The following is a 13,914-nucleotide window of genomic DNA, read 5'->3' on the forward strand; positions in this document are numbered from 1 at the left end:
TGCTCCCACATGGTTCTCGCCACCGGTATTTGTTTGGCCTGGCAACCGAGTCAGATATCCCAGACCAGGTTGACCGCGAAGTTGCGTCCGGGCGCCGTCAGGCGATCGAGGTTGGCGGGGTTCAACACCGCCGCTTCGCCGACGCTGTCGTAGCCGCGCACGTCGTCCCACCGCCAGTACTTCTTGTCGGTGAGGTTGTAGAGGCCACCGTTGACCGTGATGGCGTCGCTCACCTTGTAGTAACCGCTCAGGTCGAGGAGGCCGAAGCCCGGAGTCTTGAACTGGCTGCTGACGCCGTCCGGCGACTTGAAGTTGCTGCTGTCGACACGGTCCTTTCTCTTGGCCAGGGTCCAACTGAGCAGGGTGCCGTAGTGGTCCTGGTCATAACCCAGGCCGAACACGCCGGTCAGCGGGTTGACGCTATTGAGCGGCTGGCCGGTGTCGTCGTTGCGACCGTGGACATAGGCCACCGAGCCTTGGGTGTACAGGCCGCGGGGAGCGCCGAAGACGTCCAGGTTCAGGCGCCCCTTGACCTCGGCGCCCTTGATGGTGGCATGCTTGATGTTGTTGCTCTGGAAGGTCAACTGGTCGGCGCCGGGGGTAATGGCGTCTTCGTTGATGAGATCGCGGTACGTGTTGTAGAACACCGCCACATCGAACGAGCCGGAATCGAAACGTCCGCGCAGGCCGGTCTCGTAGCCTTTGCTTTTTTCCGGCTCCAGGTCGGGGTTCGGTTTCACCGTGTAGCCGGGATTGCTGTTCTCGAAGCGGCCATACAAGGCCTTGGCGGTCGGGGTGCGGAAGCCTTCGGCGTACTGGCCGTACCAGGTGTATTGCTCGGTGAGGGCGTAGGTCAGGCCGAACTTGGGCGAGACGCGGTGCCAGGTCTTGTTCTTGTCGCTGACTTCGCCGCCGTTGGTGGGGTCGACCGTGTTGAGGAATGCCTGGGTCAAGTGCGGCTTGAGCTGGGTGTAGTCGTAGCGCAGGCCCGGGGTGAAGGTCCATTGCTGCCAACTGATCTGGTCCTGGGCGAACAGGCTGTAGGTGTTGATGGTCGGGTCCGGGAAGTCACTGGCTTTTGCCAGCACGTCTCCGCGACCGGTGCTGATGGCTCCGACGGCTGAACAGCCCACGCCGACCGCCAGGCACACGCCGTTGCCGCTGCGCGAACCGGTGACGTTCTGGTGCTTGAGGGTGGTGCCGTAGGTCAGCAGGTGATCGGTGTCGGCAATGCTGAAAGCTTTGTCCAGTTGCGCATCGAGCACCCACTGCTTTTCTTCATAGAGGGTGTCGCGGGTGCGCAGCACCTGGCGGGTGATCGGGAAGTAGAACTCCGCGGTGCTCTCGTTCGTTTTGGCGACCTGATGGTTCAGGCTCCACTTCACGTTGTCGGCCAGCAGGCTGTCGAGGGCGAAGCTGTGCTCCAGGCCGAAGCGCTCGCGGGTGATGGTGTCGTTGCCGGTGCGCCACTGGTACATGCCGCCGGGCAGTATCGCGGGAGAGATAGTCGGTCGGCCGTTGGAATAGGGGCCGCCATAGGCGCTCTTCAGGTCGGTGTCGCGATCATCCTTGTACTTCTCGTAGACCAGACCCAGGCGCCCGTCATCGCTGTAGTTCCAGCCCAGCTTGGCCAACACGTTGCTGGCGCGCACGTCTTCCGGGTTGGCGGTGGTGCGGTCCAGGCCGGTGCCGTTGTGGCTACCGTAGGATTGGGTTTCATGGCCGTCACGCTGGCTGTAGTGCAGCAAGCCATCGAACGCCCCACTGCGACCTGCGACGGTGGCGGATTTGAGCCAGCTGTCGTCGGCGGAGCTGTAACCGGTCTTCAGGCGCGCGCCTGCGTCCTGGCCGGGCTTGATGATGTCGTCCGGGTCCAGGGTGAAGTAACTGACGGCGCCACCGATGGCGTTGCTGCCGTAGAGCACCGAGGCCGGACCGCGAAGGATTTCCACGCGCTTGATGATCTCCGGGTCGACGTAGTTGCGCTGGGTCTTGGCATAAGGGCCGTTGAAGAAACTGCCGGGAATTTCCACGCCGTCGACCTGGGTCAGGATCCGGTTGCCGTCGATGCCGCGGATGTTGTAGCCGCTGATCCCGCCACGCTGGCCCGCACCGCCCACCGAGACGCCGGGCTCGTAGCGCACCAGGTCCTTGAGGGTATTGACGTTGTTGCGGTCCAGTTCCTGGCGGTCGTGGACGGTGACCGTGCTCGGCACGAGGGCGATGTCCTGTTCCTGGCGAGTGGCGCTGATGGTCACCTGTGGCAGGTTCAACGCCCCGGCGGCGCTGCGTTTTTCCAGGACGATGCTGTGGTCGCCCAGTTTGCGGTAGCTCAGGTTCGTCCCCAGCAACAGGCGCTCCAGCGCTTTGTCCGCAGACAGCGAGCCGTTTACCCCTGGCGAGGCGACACCTTCGGCCAGTTCAGCCGACAGGCCGACCTGCCAGCCCGTGACGGCGGTGAAGGCGTTCAGGGCCGAGACCAGTGGTTGGCGGGCGATGGCGAAGGTGTAGTCGCCTGTGGTCCGTGCAGGTGCTTGTGCAGCGGCAGCCGCGAAGGCGACGGGAACCGTGCCGGCCATCAGCAGGGCGGCGGTCAGCAGAGACAGCGTGCAGGAAGGGGGGAGGAACCGGCAAGTAAGGCGAGAGGACATCGATAGCGCTCCGTGTCGCATCTGTTATAGGTGCAGATTGGCATCGCAAGATGCGAATCAATTGCATTGGCTATAACGAGACGAACCAGCGAAGGCTATCGAGTAAAAATAATTCTCATTTAGTTCAGGATCACCAGCGCCGGGAATTCCTGCACACGTGCCGAGGTGATGTGGGCCAGGGAGCGCACCACGTCCAGCGGCGCATCGAGACGGTAATTACCGGTCACGGCGAGGTCGGCCAACTGTTCGTTGCGGTTGATGATCCAGCCGGGGTAGTAGCGCTGCAACTCGGCCAGGACCTGGCGCAGTGGCCGGTTCTCGAACACCAGTCGACCCTGGACCCACGCCAGGTCGGTGACGGCATCGAGCCGGGCCGGGCGGTCGAAACCGTCGGGGCCGATGCGAATGCTTTCCCCGGCGGACAGGCGTACGTGCGCGTCGTTGCGGCTGGCCCGCAGGTCTACGTCGCCGCGCTGGACCTGGACCTGGGCGACGCCGTCCAGGTAACGCACGGCAAGGGTGGTGTCGCTGACACGGGCGATGACGGGGCCGGCGTCGATTTCCAATGGCAGGCTGTCATTGGCCGGGACTTCGAAGAACGCTTCGCCTTTGTACAAGCGAGCCACGTGGCGCTGTTCATCGAAGGTGCTGGAGAACGCCGAGTCGGTGTTGAGCAGTACCTGGGAACCGTCCGCCAATTGCAGGCGCTGGCGCTCACCGATCACGGTCAGGTGATCGGCCTGCCAATGCAGGGGCAAGTCGCTGAAGTTGAACAGCCCCAGGAACAGCACGGCAGCGGTGGCCAAGGGTTTCCAATGGCTGCGCAGGCGCGACAGCGGCGTGACCTTGGGCGGGGCCTGGCGCTGGCGGGCATTCTCCAGCTGACGGGCGCTCTCCATCACCTGCGGGCCGTTCCAGATCGCCTGGGCCCGGGCGAATGCCTGGCCGTGGCGTGGGTCGGCCGCCAGCCAGGCCTGGAACTGCCGGGTCTGCTCGTCGCTGGGGTTGTCCAGCAGGATCAGCCAGTCCAGCGCCTGCTCCATGGCGTGGGCGGTGTCCTGCGTCGAAGCGGGTTGAGGGTCGGTCACGGTGATTCCTCGAATTGAGCGGCAAGTTGCAAGCTGCAAGCCAGAGCACAGCTTGCAGCTTGCCGCTTGAATCTTATAGCTGCAGCTGTCCCACACAGATCGCCATGATCAGCTTCAGTTCCTTTTGCACCGTGCTCGATGACACGTCCAGTCGCTCGGCGATGGCCTGGTAACTGTGCCCGTGCAGGCGGCTGAGGATGAAGATTTGCTGCTGGCGTGAAGTCAGCGCGTGCAGGCTCACGTTCAGTCGCTCGAGCAACTGTTGGGCATGGGCGGCGTCCTCGGCGTTGCTCTGGGGAGCGGGCACATTGTGTATGACTTGCGCTGGCACGTCGTCGAGCAGGGTACGGGAGTGGATGCGCCGCGCACGCAAATGATCCCGCGCCAGGTTTCGGGCGGTCTGGAAGACGAAGGGCTCCAGGTGCTCGACCGGGCGTTCAGTCAAGGCGCGGCTGACGCGCAGGTAGGTTTCCTGGAGAAGGTCTTCGGCGGTGCTGGGGTTGTTGACCATGCGCTCGAGGGTGCGCAATAGCGGTACGCGCTGGGCGAGGAAGACGTGATGAAAGCGCGATTGACTCACGGTAGGGCCTGATCCGGATCGGGCAAATGATAATGATTGTCATCTGCTGAAGGGGTCAAGCCTTCATTTCACCACGCTGGGTCGATAGGAAGAGCAAACCTGTGGGGAGCATCAGTGGGAGCAAAGCTTGCTCGCGATGATGTCGTCCCCTACGAGGCCCTGTGGAGCCTTGAAAGCCGCCATCGCGAGCAAGCTTTGCTGCCACAGGAGCGTTCTCACATCGGGGAGGCATTTGTTCCCGCGACAGTTACTCCGCGTTACACAACGCCAGGCAGTTATCCAGCATCCGGTTGGAGAACCCCCATTCGTTGTCATACCAGGCCAGGACCTTGAGCAGCTTGCCGCTGACCTTGGTGTGGTTGGCGTCGAAGATCGACGACAGCGGGTTGTGGTTGAAGTCGCTGGAGACCAGCGGCAGGGCGTTGTAACCGAGGATCCGGGAGTGCTGGCTGGCCTGGCGCAGCAGGTCGTTGACTTGCTCGGCCGTGGCGTCGTGCTTGAGCTGCACGGTCAGGTCCACCAGCGATACGTTGATCACCGGCACGCGCACCGCCATGCCGGTCAGCTTGCCCGCCAGTTCCGGCAGCACCAGGCCCACCGCTTCGGCGGCGCCGGTCTTGCTCGGGATCATGTTCTGGGTGGCCGAACGGGCGCGGTACGGATCGCTGTGGTACACGTCGGTCAGGTTCTGGTCATTGGTGTAGGCATGGATCGTGGTCATCAGGCCGCTTTCGATGCCCAGCTCGCGGTGTAGCACCTGGGCCACCGGGGCCAGGCAGTTGGTGGTGCACGACGCGTTGGAAATGATCTGGTGGGACTGGCGCAGGATGTCGTGGTTCACGCCATACACGACGGTGGCATCGGCACCCTTGGCCGGGGCCGAGATGATCACCTTGCGGGCGCCGGCGCTGATATGGGCGGCCGCCTTGGCGCGGTCGGTGAACAGGCCGGTGCATTCGAACACCACGTCGATCTTCTCGGCGGCCCAGGGCAGTTCGGCCGGGTTGCGGATAGCGCTGACGGAGATGCGGTCGCCATTGACCGTCAGGCTTTCGTGATCGTGCTGCACGTCCGCTTCAAAGGTGCCGTGTACGGTGTCGTACTTGAGCAGGTGCGCATTGATGGCACTGTCGCCCAGGTCATTGATCGCGACGATCTGCAAGTCGCGACGGTAGCCTTGGGTATACAGTGCGCGGAGGACGTTGCGGCCGATGCGGCCAAAACCATTGATTGCGATTCGAAGAGTCATTCACTGCACCGCCGTCGATTTGTTGTTGGAATTACAAGATTATGCGCAAAAAAATAGAAAACAAGCCTTTTTGATGGCAGTATTTTGTTTTATCTACAACGAGTGACCTGAATCAACTGGTCCAAAAGGTCGGTAAACCGCCTGTCGCTTGATGCGCATGGGGGTTATGACCAGCATAGACAATCAGGTCGCCACACCCGTTAGCCTGGAGTTCTACACATGCATCCCCGCGTTATTGAGGTCACCGAACGGCTTATCGCCCGCAGCCGCGCCACGCGCCAGGCTTACCTTGCATTGATCCATGGTGCAGCCAGCGACGGTCCGATGCGCGGCAAGCTGCAATGCGCCAACTTCGCCCACGGCGTGGCGGGTTGTGGCAGCGAAGACAAACACCACCTGCGGATGATGAACGCCGCCAACATCGCCATCGTGTCGTCCTATAACGACATGCTTTCGGCCCACCAGCCCTACGAAACCTTCCCGGAACAGATCAAGAAAGCCCTGCGCGAAATCGGCTCGGTCGGCCAGTTCGCGGGCGGCACGCCGGCCATGTGCGACGGCGTGACCCAGGGCGAGGCGGGGATGGAACTGAGCCTGCCGAGCCGCGAAGTGATCGCGATGTCCACGGCGGTGGCGCTGTCCCACAATATGTTTGACGGCGCGCTGATGCTCGGCATCTGCGACAAGATCGTGCCGGGCCTGATGATGGGCGCGCTGCGCTTCGGTCACTTGCCGACGATCTTCGTGCCGGGCGGGCCGATGGTCTCGGGTATTTCCAACAAGGAAAAAGCCGACGTGCGCCAGCGCTATGCCGAAGGCAAGGCGACCCGCGAAGAGTTGCTGGAATCGGAGATGAAGTCCTACCACAGTCCCGGCACTTGCACCTTCTACGGCACTGCCAACACCAACCAGTTGCTGATGGAAGTGATGGGCCTGCACCTGCCGGGCGCTTCGTTCGTCAACCCGAACACACCACTGCGCGACGCCCTGACTCGCGAGGCGGCGTTCCAGGTCACGCGCATGACCAAGCAAAGCGGCAGCTTCATGCCCATCGGCGAAATCGTCGACGAGCGTTCGCTGGTCAACTCCATCGTCGCCCTGCATGCCACCGGCGGCTCGACCAACCACACCCTGCACATGCCGGCCATCGCCATGGCGGCGGGCATCCAGTTGACCTGGCAAGACATGGCCGACCTCTCCGAGGTGGTGCCGACCCTGAGCCACGTCTACCCGAACGGCAAGGCCGACATCAACCACTTCCAGGCGGCGGGCGGCATGTCGTTCCTGATCCGCGAACTGCTGGAAGCCGGGTTGCTCCACGAAAACGTCAACACCGTGATGGGGCCGGGTTTGAGCCGCTACACCCAGGAGCCATTCCTCGAGGACGGCGAACTGGTGTGGCGCGACGGCCCGATCGAAAGCCTCGATGAAAATATCCTGCGCCCGGTGGCCCGCGCGTTCTCGCCGGAAGGCGGGTTGCGGGTCATGGAGGGCAACCTGGGCCGTGGCGTGATGAAAGTCTCGGCGGTGGCGCTGGAAAACCAGGTCGTCGAAGCACCGGCCATGGTCTTCCAGGATCAGCAGGATCTGGCCGACGCGTTCAAGGCCGGGCTGTTGGAGAAGGACTTCGTCGCGGTCATGCGCTTCCAGGGACCGCGCTCCAACGGCATGCCGGAGCTGCACAAGATGACGCCATTCCTGGGTGTATTGCAGGACCGTGGCTTCAAAGTGGCACTGGTCACCGACGGGCGCATGTCCGGTGCGTCGGGGAAAATCCCGGCGGCCATTCACGTCAGCCCCGAAGCTTATGTCGGCGGCGCGTTGGCCCGGGTACGGGAGGGCGATATCATCCGCGTCGATGGCGTCAACGGCACCTTGGAATTGAAGGTGGACGCCGACGAATTTGCTGCACGCACACCTGCCAAGGGCCTGTTGGGCAACAACATCGGCACCGGCCGCGAGCTGTTCGGTTTCATGCGCATGGCGTTCAGCTCGGCAGAGCAGGGCGCCAGCGCCTTCACTGCTGCCCTGGAGACGATTAATTGAAACTGGCCCTGGTCGGTGACATCGGTGGGACCAACGCACGTTTCGCGTTGTGGAAGAACCACAACCTGGAAAACATCCAGGTGCTGGCGACGGCCGACTTCGCCTGCCCGGAAGACGCCATCAAGGTTTACCTGGGTGGCCTGGGCATGGGCCCGGGCGCCATCGGTTCGGTGTGTCTGTCGGTGGCCGGTCCCGTGAGCGGCGATGAGTTTCGCTTCACCAACAATCACTGGCGCCTGAGCAACCGGGCGTTCTGCGAGACCTTGCAGGTGGAGCAGTTGTTGCTGGTCAACGACTTCTCGGCCATGGCCCTGGGCATGACTCGCCTGCGTCCCGATGAATACCGGGTCGTTTGCGAAGGTAGCGCGGAACCGATGCGTCCGGCGGTGGTGATCGGCCCAGGCACCGGGCTGGGCGTCGGTACGCTGCTGGATCTGGGTGAAGGCCGGTTTGCGGCGTTGCCGGGTGAGGGCGGTCACGTGGACTTGCCGATGAGCAGCCCGCGGGAAACCCAGCTCTGGCAACACATCTACAACGAGATCGGCCATGTCAGTGCTGAGACCGCCCTGAGCGGCAGCGGTTTGCCGCGGGTGTACCGGGCCATTTGCGCGGTGGACGGCCATGAGCCGGTGCTCGACACCCCCGAAGCCATCACCGCGGCTGGCCTGGCCGGCGATCCCGTCGCCCTGGAAGTGCTCGAACAGTTCTGCCGCTGGTTGGGCCGCGTGGCCGGCAACAACGTGCTGACGGTGGGCGGGCGCGGCGGTGTCTACATCGTCGGTGGCGTGATCCCGCGGTTTGCCGATTTCTTCCTCGAAAGCGGTTTCGCCCGTTGCTTCGCGGACAAGGGGTGCATGAGCGATTACTTCAAGGGCATTCCGGTGTGGTTGGTGACAGCGCCGTACTCGGGCCTGATGGGTGCGGGTGTGGCGTTGGAGCAAAGTTAAGACCGCGTCGCCTGCATCGCGGGCAAGCCTTGCTCCCACAAGATGTGCTTGATCTTGCGGGGAGCGCTGTGGGGGCAAATCTTGCTCGCGATAAGGTCCGAACAGGCGATAAAAAACTCGATGTCCATCAGGCATAATCGCCCCCATCCAAACAGCAAGGACGAGGCTCCGTGAGTTCAGTGAACAAATCGATTTTGTTGGTCGACGACGACCAGGAGATTCGCGAGCTGCTGGACACTTACCTCAGTCGCGCGGGGTTCCAGGTGCGTACCACGCCCGACGGTGCGGGGTTTCGCCAGGCGTTGAACGATGCGCCGAGCGACCTGGTGATCCTCGATGTGATGCTGCCCGACGAGGATGGCTTCAGCCTGTGCCGCTGGGTTCGCCAGCATCCGCGCCAGGCCCATGTGCCGATCATCATGCTCACCGCCAGTTCCGACGAGGCCGATCGGGTCATCGGTCTTGAGTTGGGCGCCGATGATTACCTGGGCAAGCCTTTCAGTCCGCGTGAACTGCAAGCGCGCATCAAGGCCTTGTTGCGCCGGGCGCAGTTCGGTCAGGAGCGCCCGGGCGGTGAAGTGCTGGCTTTCGACGAGTGGCGCCTGGACATGGTCAGCCATCGACTATTTCACGCCGATGGCGAAGAAGTGATCCTCTCCGGCGCTGATTTCGCCTTGCTCAAATTGTTCCTCGACCATCCCCAGGAAATCCTCGACCGCGACACCATCGGCAATGCCACACGGGGGCGCGAACTGATGCCCCTGGACCGCATCGTCGACATGGCGGTCAGTCGCCTGCGCCAGCGTCTGCGCGACACCGACAAACCGCCGCGGCTGATCCGCACGGTGCGCGGCAGCGGTTATCAACTGGCGGCCAACGTGGTTGCCAGCAATGGCCATTGACTGGCGCAAACTGGCCCGCCGGGTGCCGGTGCCGCGTTCGTTGCTGGGACGGATGCTGCTGCTGACGTTGCTGGTGGTGCTGTTCGCCCAGACCCTGTCCAGCCTGATCTGGGTCTCGCAATTGCGGGCTACGCAACTTGAAGGCCTGGTCACCAGCGCCCGCAGCCTCGCCCATTCGATGACCGCCAGTGTCAGTTACCTGCGCTCGCTGCCGGTGGCTTACCGGCCACTGGTGCTCGATCAACTGCGCAGCATGGGTGGTACGCGGTTCGTCGTCACGCTCAACGACAAACCCCTGGGCATGGATGTGCTGCCCGTCACCCCGCGCAAACTGGCGGTGCTCAAGGCCGTGGATGAGGTGTTGCGCCGCTCACTGGGCAGCAACACCGATATCTCCGTCACCTTTGTCAGCCCTGACGACCTGCGGATTTTCAACGCCGGGCTGAAGCTCGACGAGCTACCCCGTTCCTGGGCCCACTACGCCTTGACCCTAGAGCCGGTGAATCCACCGGTGCTGGTGACGCAGATCCAGATGGCGCCGGGGGAATGGCTGTACATCGCCTCGCTGCTGCCCGAACCCTACACCAGCCTCGAAGAGCAGGGCTTGCCCAAGCAACAGGTCGGCTTCATCGTGCTCACCAGCAGCCTGTTGCTGCTGTTCATCGGTCTGTTGGTGCACTGGCAGAGCCGACCGCTCAAGCGTTTGGCCCGGGCCGCACGGGATATGTCCCTGGGCGCCGACGTGCAACCGGTGGCCGAGGGCGGTGGCAGCGAAGTGGTGGAAGTCGGACGGGCATTCAACGCCATGCGCGAGCGCATCAGCCGCTACCTGACCGAACGCAGCCAGTTGTTCAGCGCGATTTCCCACGACCTGCGCACACCCATCACGCGCTTGCGGTTGCGGGTCGAGTTGTTGGAAGACGAAAACCTGCAGGCCAAGTTCGGCCGCGACCTGGACGAACTGGAACTGCTGGTCAAAGGCGCGCTGCAATGCGTCAAGGACACCGATATCCACGAGAACATCGAGCCGGTGGACCTCAACCACGTGCTCGATTGCCTGGTCGAGCCTTACCTGGCGCCCAACGGCAACGGCCGGGTGACCCAGGACGGCCGGGCGCTGGCGCCGTACCCGGGCAAGCCGTTGGCGCTCAAGCGCTGCATCGGCAACCTGATCGACAATGCCTTGAAGTACGGACAGAACGCCCACCTGCATATCGACGACGATGAAAGTGCCTTCATCCTGCACGTCGATGACGAGGGGCCGGGTGTTCCGGAGCAGCGCCTGGAGCAAGTCTTCGAACCGCACTTTCGCCTGGCCGGGCAGCAGCAGGGCTACGGCCTGGGGCTGGGCATCGCGCGCAACATCGCCCACAGCCATGGCGGCGAAGTGAGCCTGCAGAATCTGCGCGAAGGTGGGTTGCGGGTGACGTTGCAGTTGCCCCGCAGTATGGATTAGCCAGGGCGCGTTACCGTTCATCGTCGGATCGTCATCTGCTTCACTCAATCATTTCAAGGCAATGTCACAAGTTGGTGACATAACTCGGCCCTTTCGTTACCTGTCCCTCGCCACCCCTTGTTTAGACTCCCTGCGTCAAAACAACAAAAAAGGTATTCCCCGATGGACACCTTCCAACCGGCCTTCAGCAGTTGGCTGAATGCCCCTGCCCACCAGCAATGGCTTGCCGCCGAAGGCCTGCGGTTGCTGGCGTTCGCCAAGGCGTCGAAGCTGCCTGGCGGCTTTGGCAACCTCGACGAGCAGGGTCGCCTGCCGGCCGACGCCCGTGCCGAGACCATGAACACGGCGCGCATGACCCACAGTTTCGCCATGGCACACATCCAGGGCCTGCCGGGCTTCGCCGAACTGGTCGACCATGGCGTCCAGGCCCTCAGCGGCCCCTTGCGCGACGCCCAGCACGGTGGCTGGTTCGCCGCCGCGCAACCCGACGACAGCGACACCGGCAAGGCTGCCTACCTGCACGCCTTCGTGGCCCTGGCCGCCAGCTCCGCAGTCGTGGCCCAGCGCCCCGGCGCGCAAGGGTTGTTGGACGAGGCGGTGCGCGTCATCGACGAGCATTTCTGGTGCGAGGAGGAGGGCGTGTTGCGCGAATCCTTCAATCGCGACTGGAGCGAGGAAGAGGCGTATCGCGGCGCCAACAGCAACATGCACGCCACCGAAGCCTTCCTGGCCCTGGCCGATGTCACTGATGACCCGCGCTGGCTGGCGCGCGCCCTGCACATCGTCGAGCGGGTCATCCACGGTCACGCCGCCGCCAACGACTACTTGGTGGTGGAGCATTTCGACCGCCACTGGCAACCGCTGCGCGAATACAACCAGGACAATCCCGCCGACGGTTTCCGCCCCTACGGCACCACGCCCGGCCACGGCTTCGAATGGGCGCGTTTACTGCTGCACCTCGAGGCGGCGCGGGTGCGGATCGGCATGTTGACCCCGGGCTGGCTGCTCCAGGATGCGCAGAAACTGTTCGAGCAGAACTGCCGCCATGGTTGGGACATCGATGGCGCCCCCGGTATTGTCTACACCCTGGACTGGGACAACCGCGCCGTGGTGCGCCATCGCCTGCATTGGGTTCACGCCGAAGCGGCTGCCGCTGCCAGCACCTTGCTCAAACGCACCGACGAGGCGAAGTATGAAGCCTGGTACCGGCGCTTCTGGGAGTTCTGTGACACACATTTCATCGACCGCTGCAACGGCAGTTGGCATCACGAACTCGACCCGCAAAACCGCCCCGGCGCCGACATCTGGCCGGGCAAGCCGGACCTGTATCACGCCTGGCAGGCGGTGTTGATCCCACGCTTGCCATTGGCCCCCAGCATGGCGACGGCCCTGGCGCAGCTCTCCAGCCCGGTGCCTGTGTAACCAGGCCGTGACATTTGCACATCCCTTCGTTACCTGCCGAGGGATATCCCCTGATTAGAATCCATGCAGCGCAAGCACCAGACTTGCATGCATAACAACAAGAAGGTAATTCCAGATGAATGCGATTTCTCGCCTCGCTACTGTCATTTCTCTTGCTTCCCTGCTTCCTGTCGCCGCCTTCCCTGTCAGCACCCTGGCCGCCGAATCCAAAGGTTCCGTGGAAGTCGTCCACTGGTGGACGTCGGGTGGTGAAAAAGCCGCGGTCGACGTGCTCAAGGCCCAAGTGGAGAAAGACGGCTTTACCTGGAAGGACGGCGCTGTCGCCGGTGGTGGCGGCTCCACTGCCATGACCGTACTCAAGAGTCGCGCCGTGGCCGGCAACCCACCGGGTGTCGCCCAGATCAAGGGCCCGGACATCCAGGAGTGGGCCTCCACCGGACTGCTCGACACCGACGTCCTGAAGGACGTGGCCAAGCAGGAGAAGTGGGACAGCCTGCTCGACAAGAAAGTCTCCGATACCGTGAAGTACGACGGTGACTACGTCGCCGTGCCGGTGAACATCCACCGCGTCAACTGGCTGTGGATCAATCCGGAAGTCTTCAAGAAAGCTGGCATCGAAAAACCACCGACCACCCTCCAGGAATTCTACGCCGCCGGCGACAAGCTCAAGGCCGCCGGCTTCATCCCGCTCGCCCATGGTGGCCAGCCTTGGCAGGACAGCACCGTATTCGAGGCTGTGGTGCTCTCGGTCATGGGTGTCGATGGCTACAAGAAGGCCCTGGTCGACCTGGACAACAAGGCCCTGACCGGTCCGGAAATGGTCAAGGCGCTGACCGAGCTGAAGAAAGTCGCGACCTACATGGACGCCGATGGCAAAGGCCAGGACTGGAACCTGGAAGCGGCCAAGGTCATCAACGGCAAGGCCGGCATGCAGATCATGGGTGACTGGGCCAAGAGCGAGTGGACCGCCGCGAAGAAAGTCGCCGGCAAGGACTACGAGTGCGTCGCCTTCCCGGGCACCGACAAGGCCTTCACCTACAACATCGACTCCCTGGCGGTGTTCAAGCAGAAGGACAAGGGCACTGCGGCTGGCCAGCAGGACATCGCCAAGGTTGTGCTGGGCGAGAACTTCCAGAAAGTCTTCAGCATCAACAAGGGTTCGATCCCGGTGCGCAACGACATGCTGGGTGACATGGCTCAGTACGGTTTCGACTCCTGCGCTCAGACCGCCGCCAAGGACTTCCTGGCTGGTGCCAAGACGGGCGGCCTGCAGCCGAGCATGGCGCACAACATGGCGACGACGCTGGCGGTACAAGGTGCGTTCTTTGACGTGGTGACCAACTTCATCAACGACCCGAAAGCCGACCCTGCCGATGCCGCCAAGAAACTGGGCGCTGCGGTCCAGTCTGCCAAGTAATCGTTAGCACCGCAGGCGTCCTCCCTATGTGAGCGAGCCTGTGGGAGCAAAGCTTGCTCGCGATGAACGATAACGCGCTCATTCGAAAGACCGAGGCGCCTTCATCGCGAGCAAGCTCAGCTCCCACACAAGTTCGCTCCTGCAAAGGGAATGTTC

10 protein-coding genes are annotated in these 13,914 nt (G+C 63.1%); 6 read left to right on the forward strand and 4 right to left on the reverse strand.

All coding sequences use genetic code 11. The annotated features are described in order from the left end of the window. Window positions 1-50 precede the first annotated feature (50 nt). The 4 genes from N4Q37_RS08415 to gap all read right to left on the reverse strand — a co-directional run bounded on the left by N4Q37_RS08415 (window position 51) and on the right by gap (window position 5,568). The gene (locus tag N4Q37_RS08415; RefSeq protein ID WP_260956870.1) at window positions 51-2,651 is read right to left on the reverse strand and encodes a TonB-dependent receptor; all 2,601 of its coding nucleotides are present in this window, start codon (window positions 2,649-2,651) and stop codon (window positions 51-53) included. 119 nt (window positions 2,652-2,770) lie between these two features. Beyond that, window positions 2,771-3,694 (reverse strand): FecR family protein, encoded by a 924-nt coding sequence (locus N4Q37_RS08420; protein ID WP_260957052.1) that lies wholly within the window; start codon window positions 3,692-3,694, stop codon window positions 2,771-2,773. Between the two features lie 118 nt (window positions 3,695-3,812). After that, window positions 3,813-4,319, reverse strand: coding sequence for an RNA polymerase sigma factor (locus N4Q37_RS08425; RefSeq protein WP_260956872.1), 507 nt, complete (start codon window positions 4,317-4,319; stop codon window positions 3,813-3,815). A gap of 247 nt (window positions 4,320-4,566) precedes the next feature. Continuing rightward, entirely contained in the window at window positions 4,567-5,568 is a 1,002-nt protein-coding gene (gene gap / locus N4Q37_RS08430; RefSeq protein ID WP_260956873.1) for a type I glyceraldehyde-3-phosphate dehydrogenase, read from the reverse strand. A 219-nt stretch (window positions 5,569-5,787) separates the two neighbouring features. Between gap and edd the strand changes: the two genes are divergently transcribed. The 6 genes from edd (at window position 5,788) to N4Q37_RS08460 (ending at window position 13,758) form a co-directional block, all read left to right on the forward strand. Beyond that, window positions 5,788-7,614 (forward strand): phosphogluconate dehydratase, encoded by a 1,827-nt coding sequence (gene edd / locus N4Q37_RS08435; protein WP_260956875.1) that lies wholly within the window; start codon window positions 5,788-5,790, stop codon window positions 7,612-7,614. Continuing rightward, window positions 7,611-8,561, forward strand: a complete 951-nt coding sequence (locus tag N4Q37_RS08440) for a glucokinase (protein WP_260956877.1) — start codon at window positions 7,611-7,613, stop codon at window positions 8,559-8,561. Before edd ends, N4Q37_RS08440 begins: the two co-directional genes overlap by 4 nt. A 170-nt stretch (window positions 8,562-8,731) precedes the next feature. Then, window positions 8,732-9,463: a response regulator gene (locus N4Q37_RS08445; RefSeq protein ID WP_260956879.1), complete on the forward strand. Its 732-nt coding sequence runs from the start codon at window positions 8,732-8,734 to the stop codon at window positions 9,461-9,463. Then, window positions 9,453-10,919 carry an ATP-binding protein gene (locus tag N4Q37_RS08450; protein WP_313958318.1) on the forward strand — a complete coding sequence of 489 codons (1,467 nt, stop codon included), beginning with the start codon at window positions 9,453-9,455 and terminating at the stop codon, window positions 10,917-10,919. The genes N4Q37_RS08445 and N4Q37_RS08450 overlap by 11 nt, the downstream gene beginning before the upstream one ends. A 162-nt stretch (window positions 10,920-11,081) precedes the next feature. Next, complete coding sequence (locus N4Q37_RS08455) at window positions 11,082-12,341, forward strand: D-mannose isomerase (protein ID WP_260956881.1); 1,260 nt, start codon at window positions 11,082-11,084, stop codon at window positions 12,339-12,341. Between the two features lie 115 nt (window positions 12,342-12,456). After that, entirely contained in the window at window positions 12,457-13,758 is a 1,302-nt protein-coding gene (locus N4Q37_RS08460; RefSeq protein WP_260956882.1) for an ABC transporter substrate-binding protein, read from the forward strand. Window positions 13,759-13,914: the final 156 nt, after the last annotated feature.

Source organism: Pseudomonas citri (genome assembly GCF_025336485.1).
Lineage (GTDB): Bacteria > Pseudomonadota > Gammaproteobacteria > Pseudomonadales > Pseudomonadaceae > Aquipseudomonas > Aquipseudomonas citri.

Excerpts from the sequence above, each read along its gene's own strand:
- N4Q37_RS08415 (WP_260956870.1), bottom strand. The coding sequence starts at position 2,651 with ATGTCCTCTCGCCTTACTTGCCGGTTCCTCCCCCCTTCCTGCACGCTG.
- N4Q37_RS08420 (WP_260957052.1), bottom strand. The coding sequence starts at position 3,694 with ATGGAGCAGGCGCTGGACTGGCTGATCCTGCTGGACAACCCCAGCGAC.
- gap (WP_260956873.1), bottom strand. The coding sequence starts at position 5,568 with ATGACTCTTCGAATCGCAATCAATGGTTTTGGCCGCATCGGCCGCAAC.
- edd (WP_260956875.1), top strand. The coding sequence starts at position 5,788 with ATGCATCCCCGCGTTATTGAGGTCACCGAACGGCTTATCGCCCGCAGC.
- N4Q37_RS08450 (WP_313958318.1), top strand. The coding sequence starts at position 9,453 with ATGGCCATTGACTGGCGCAAACTGGCCCGCCGGGTGCCGGTGCCGCGT.
- N4Q37_RS08455 (WP_260956881.1), top strand. The coding sequence starts at position 11,082 with ATGGACACCTTCCAACCGGCCTTCAGCAGTTGGCTGAATGCCCCTGCC.
- N4Q37_RS08460 (WP_260956882.1), top strand. The coding sequence starts at position 12,457 with ATGAATGCGATTTCTCGCCTCGCTACTGTCATTTCTCTTGCTTCCCTG.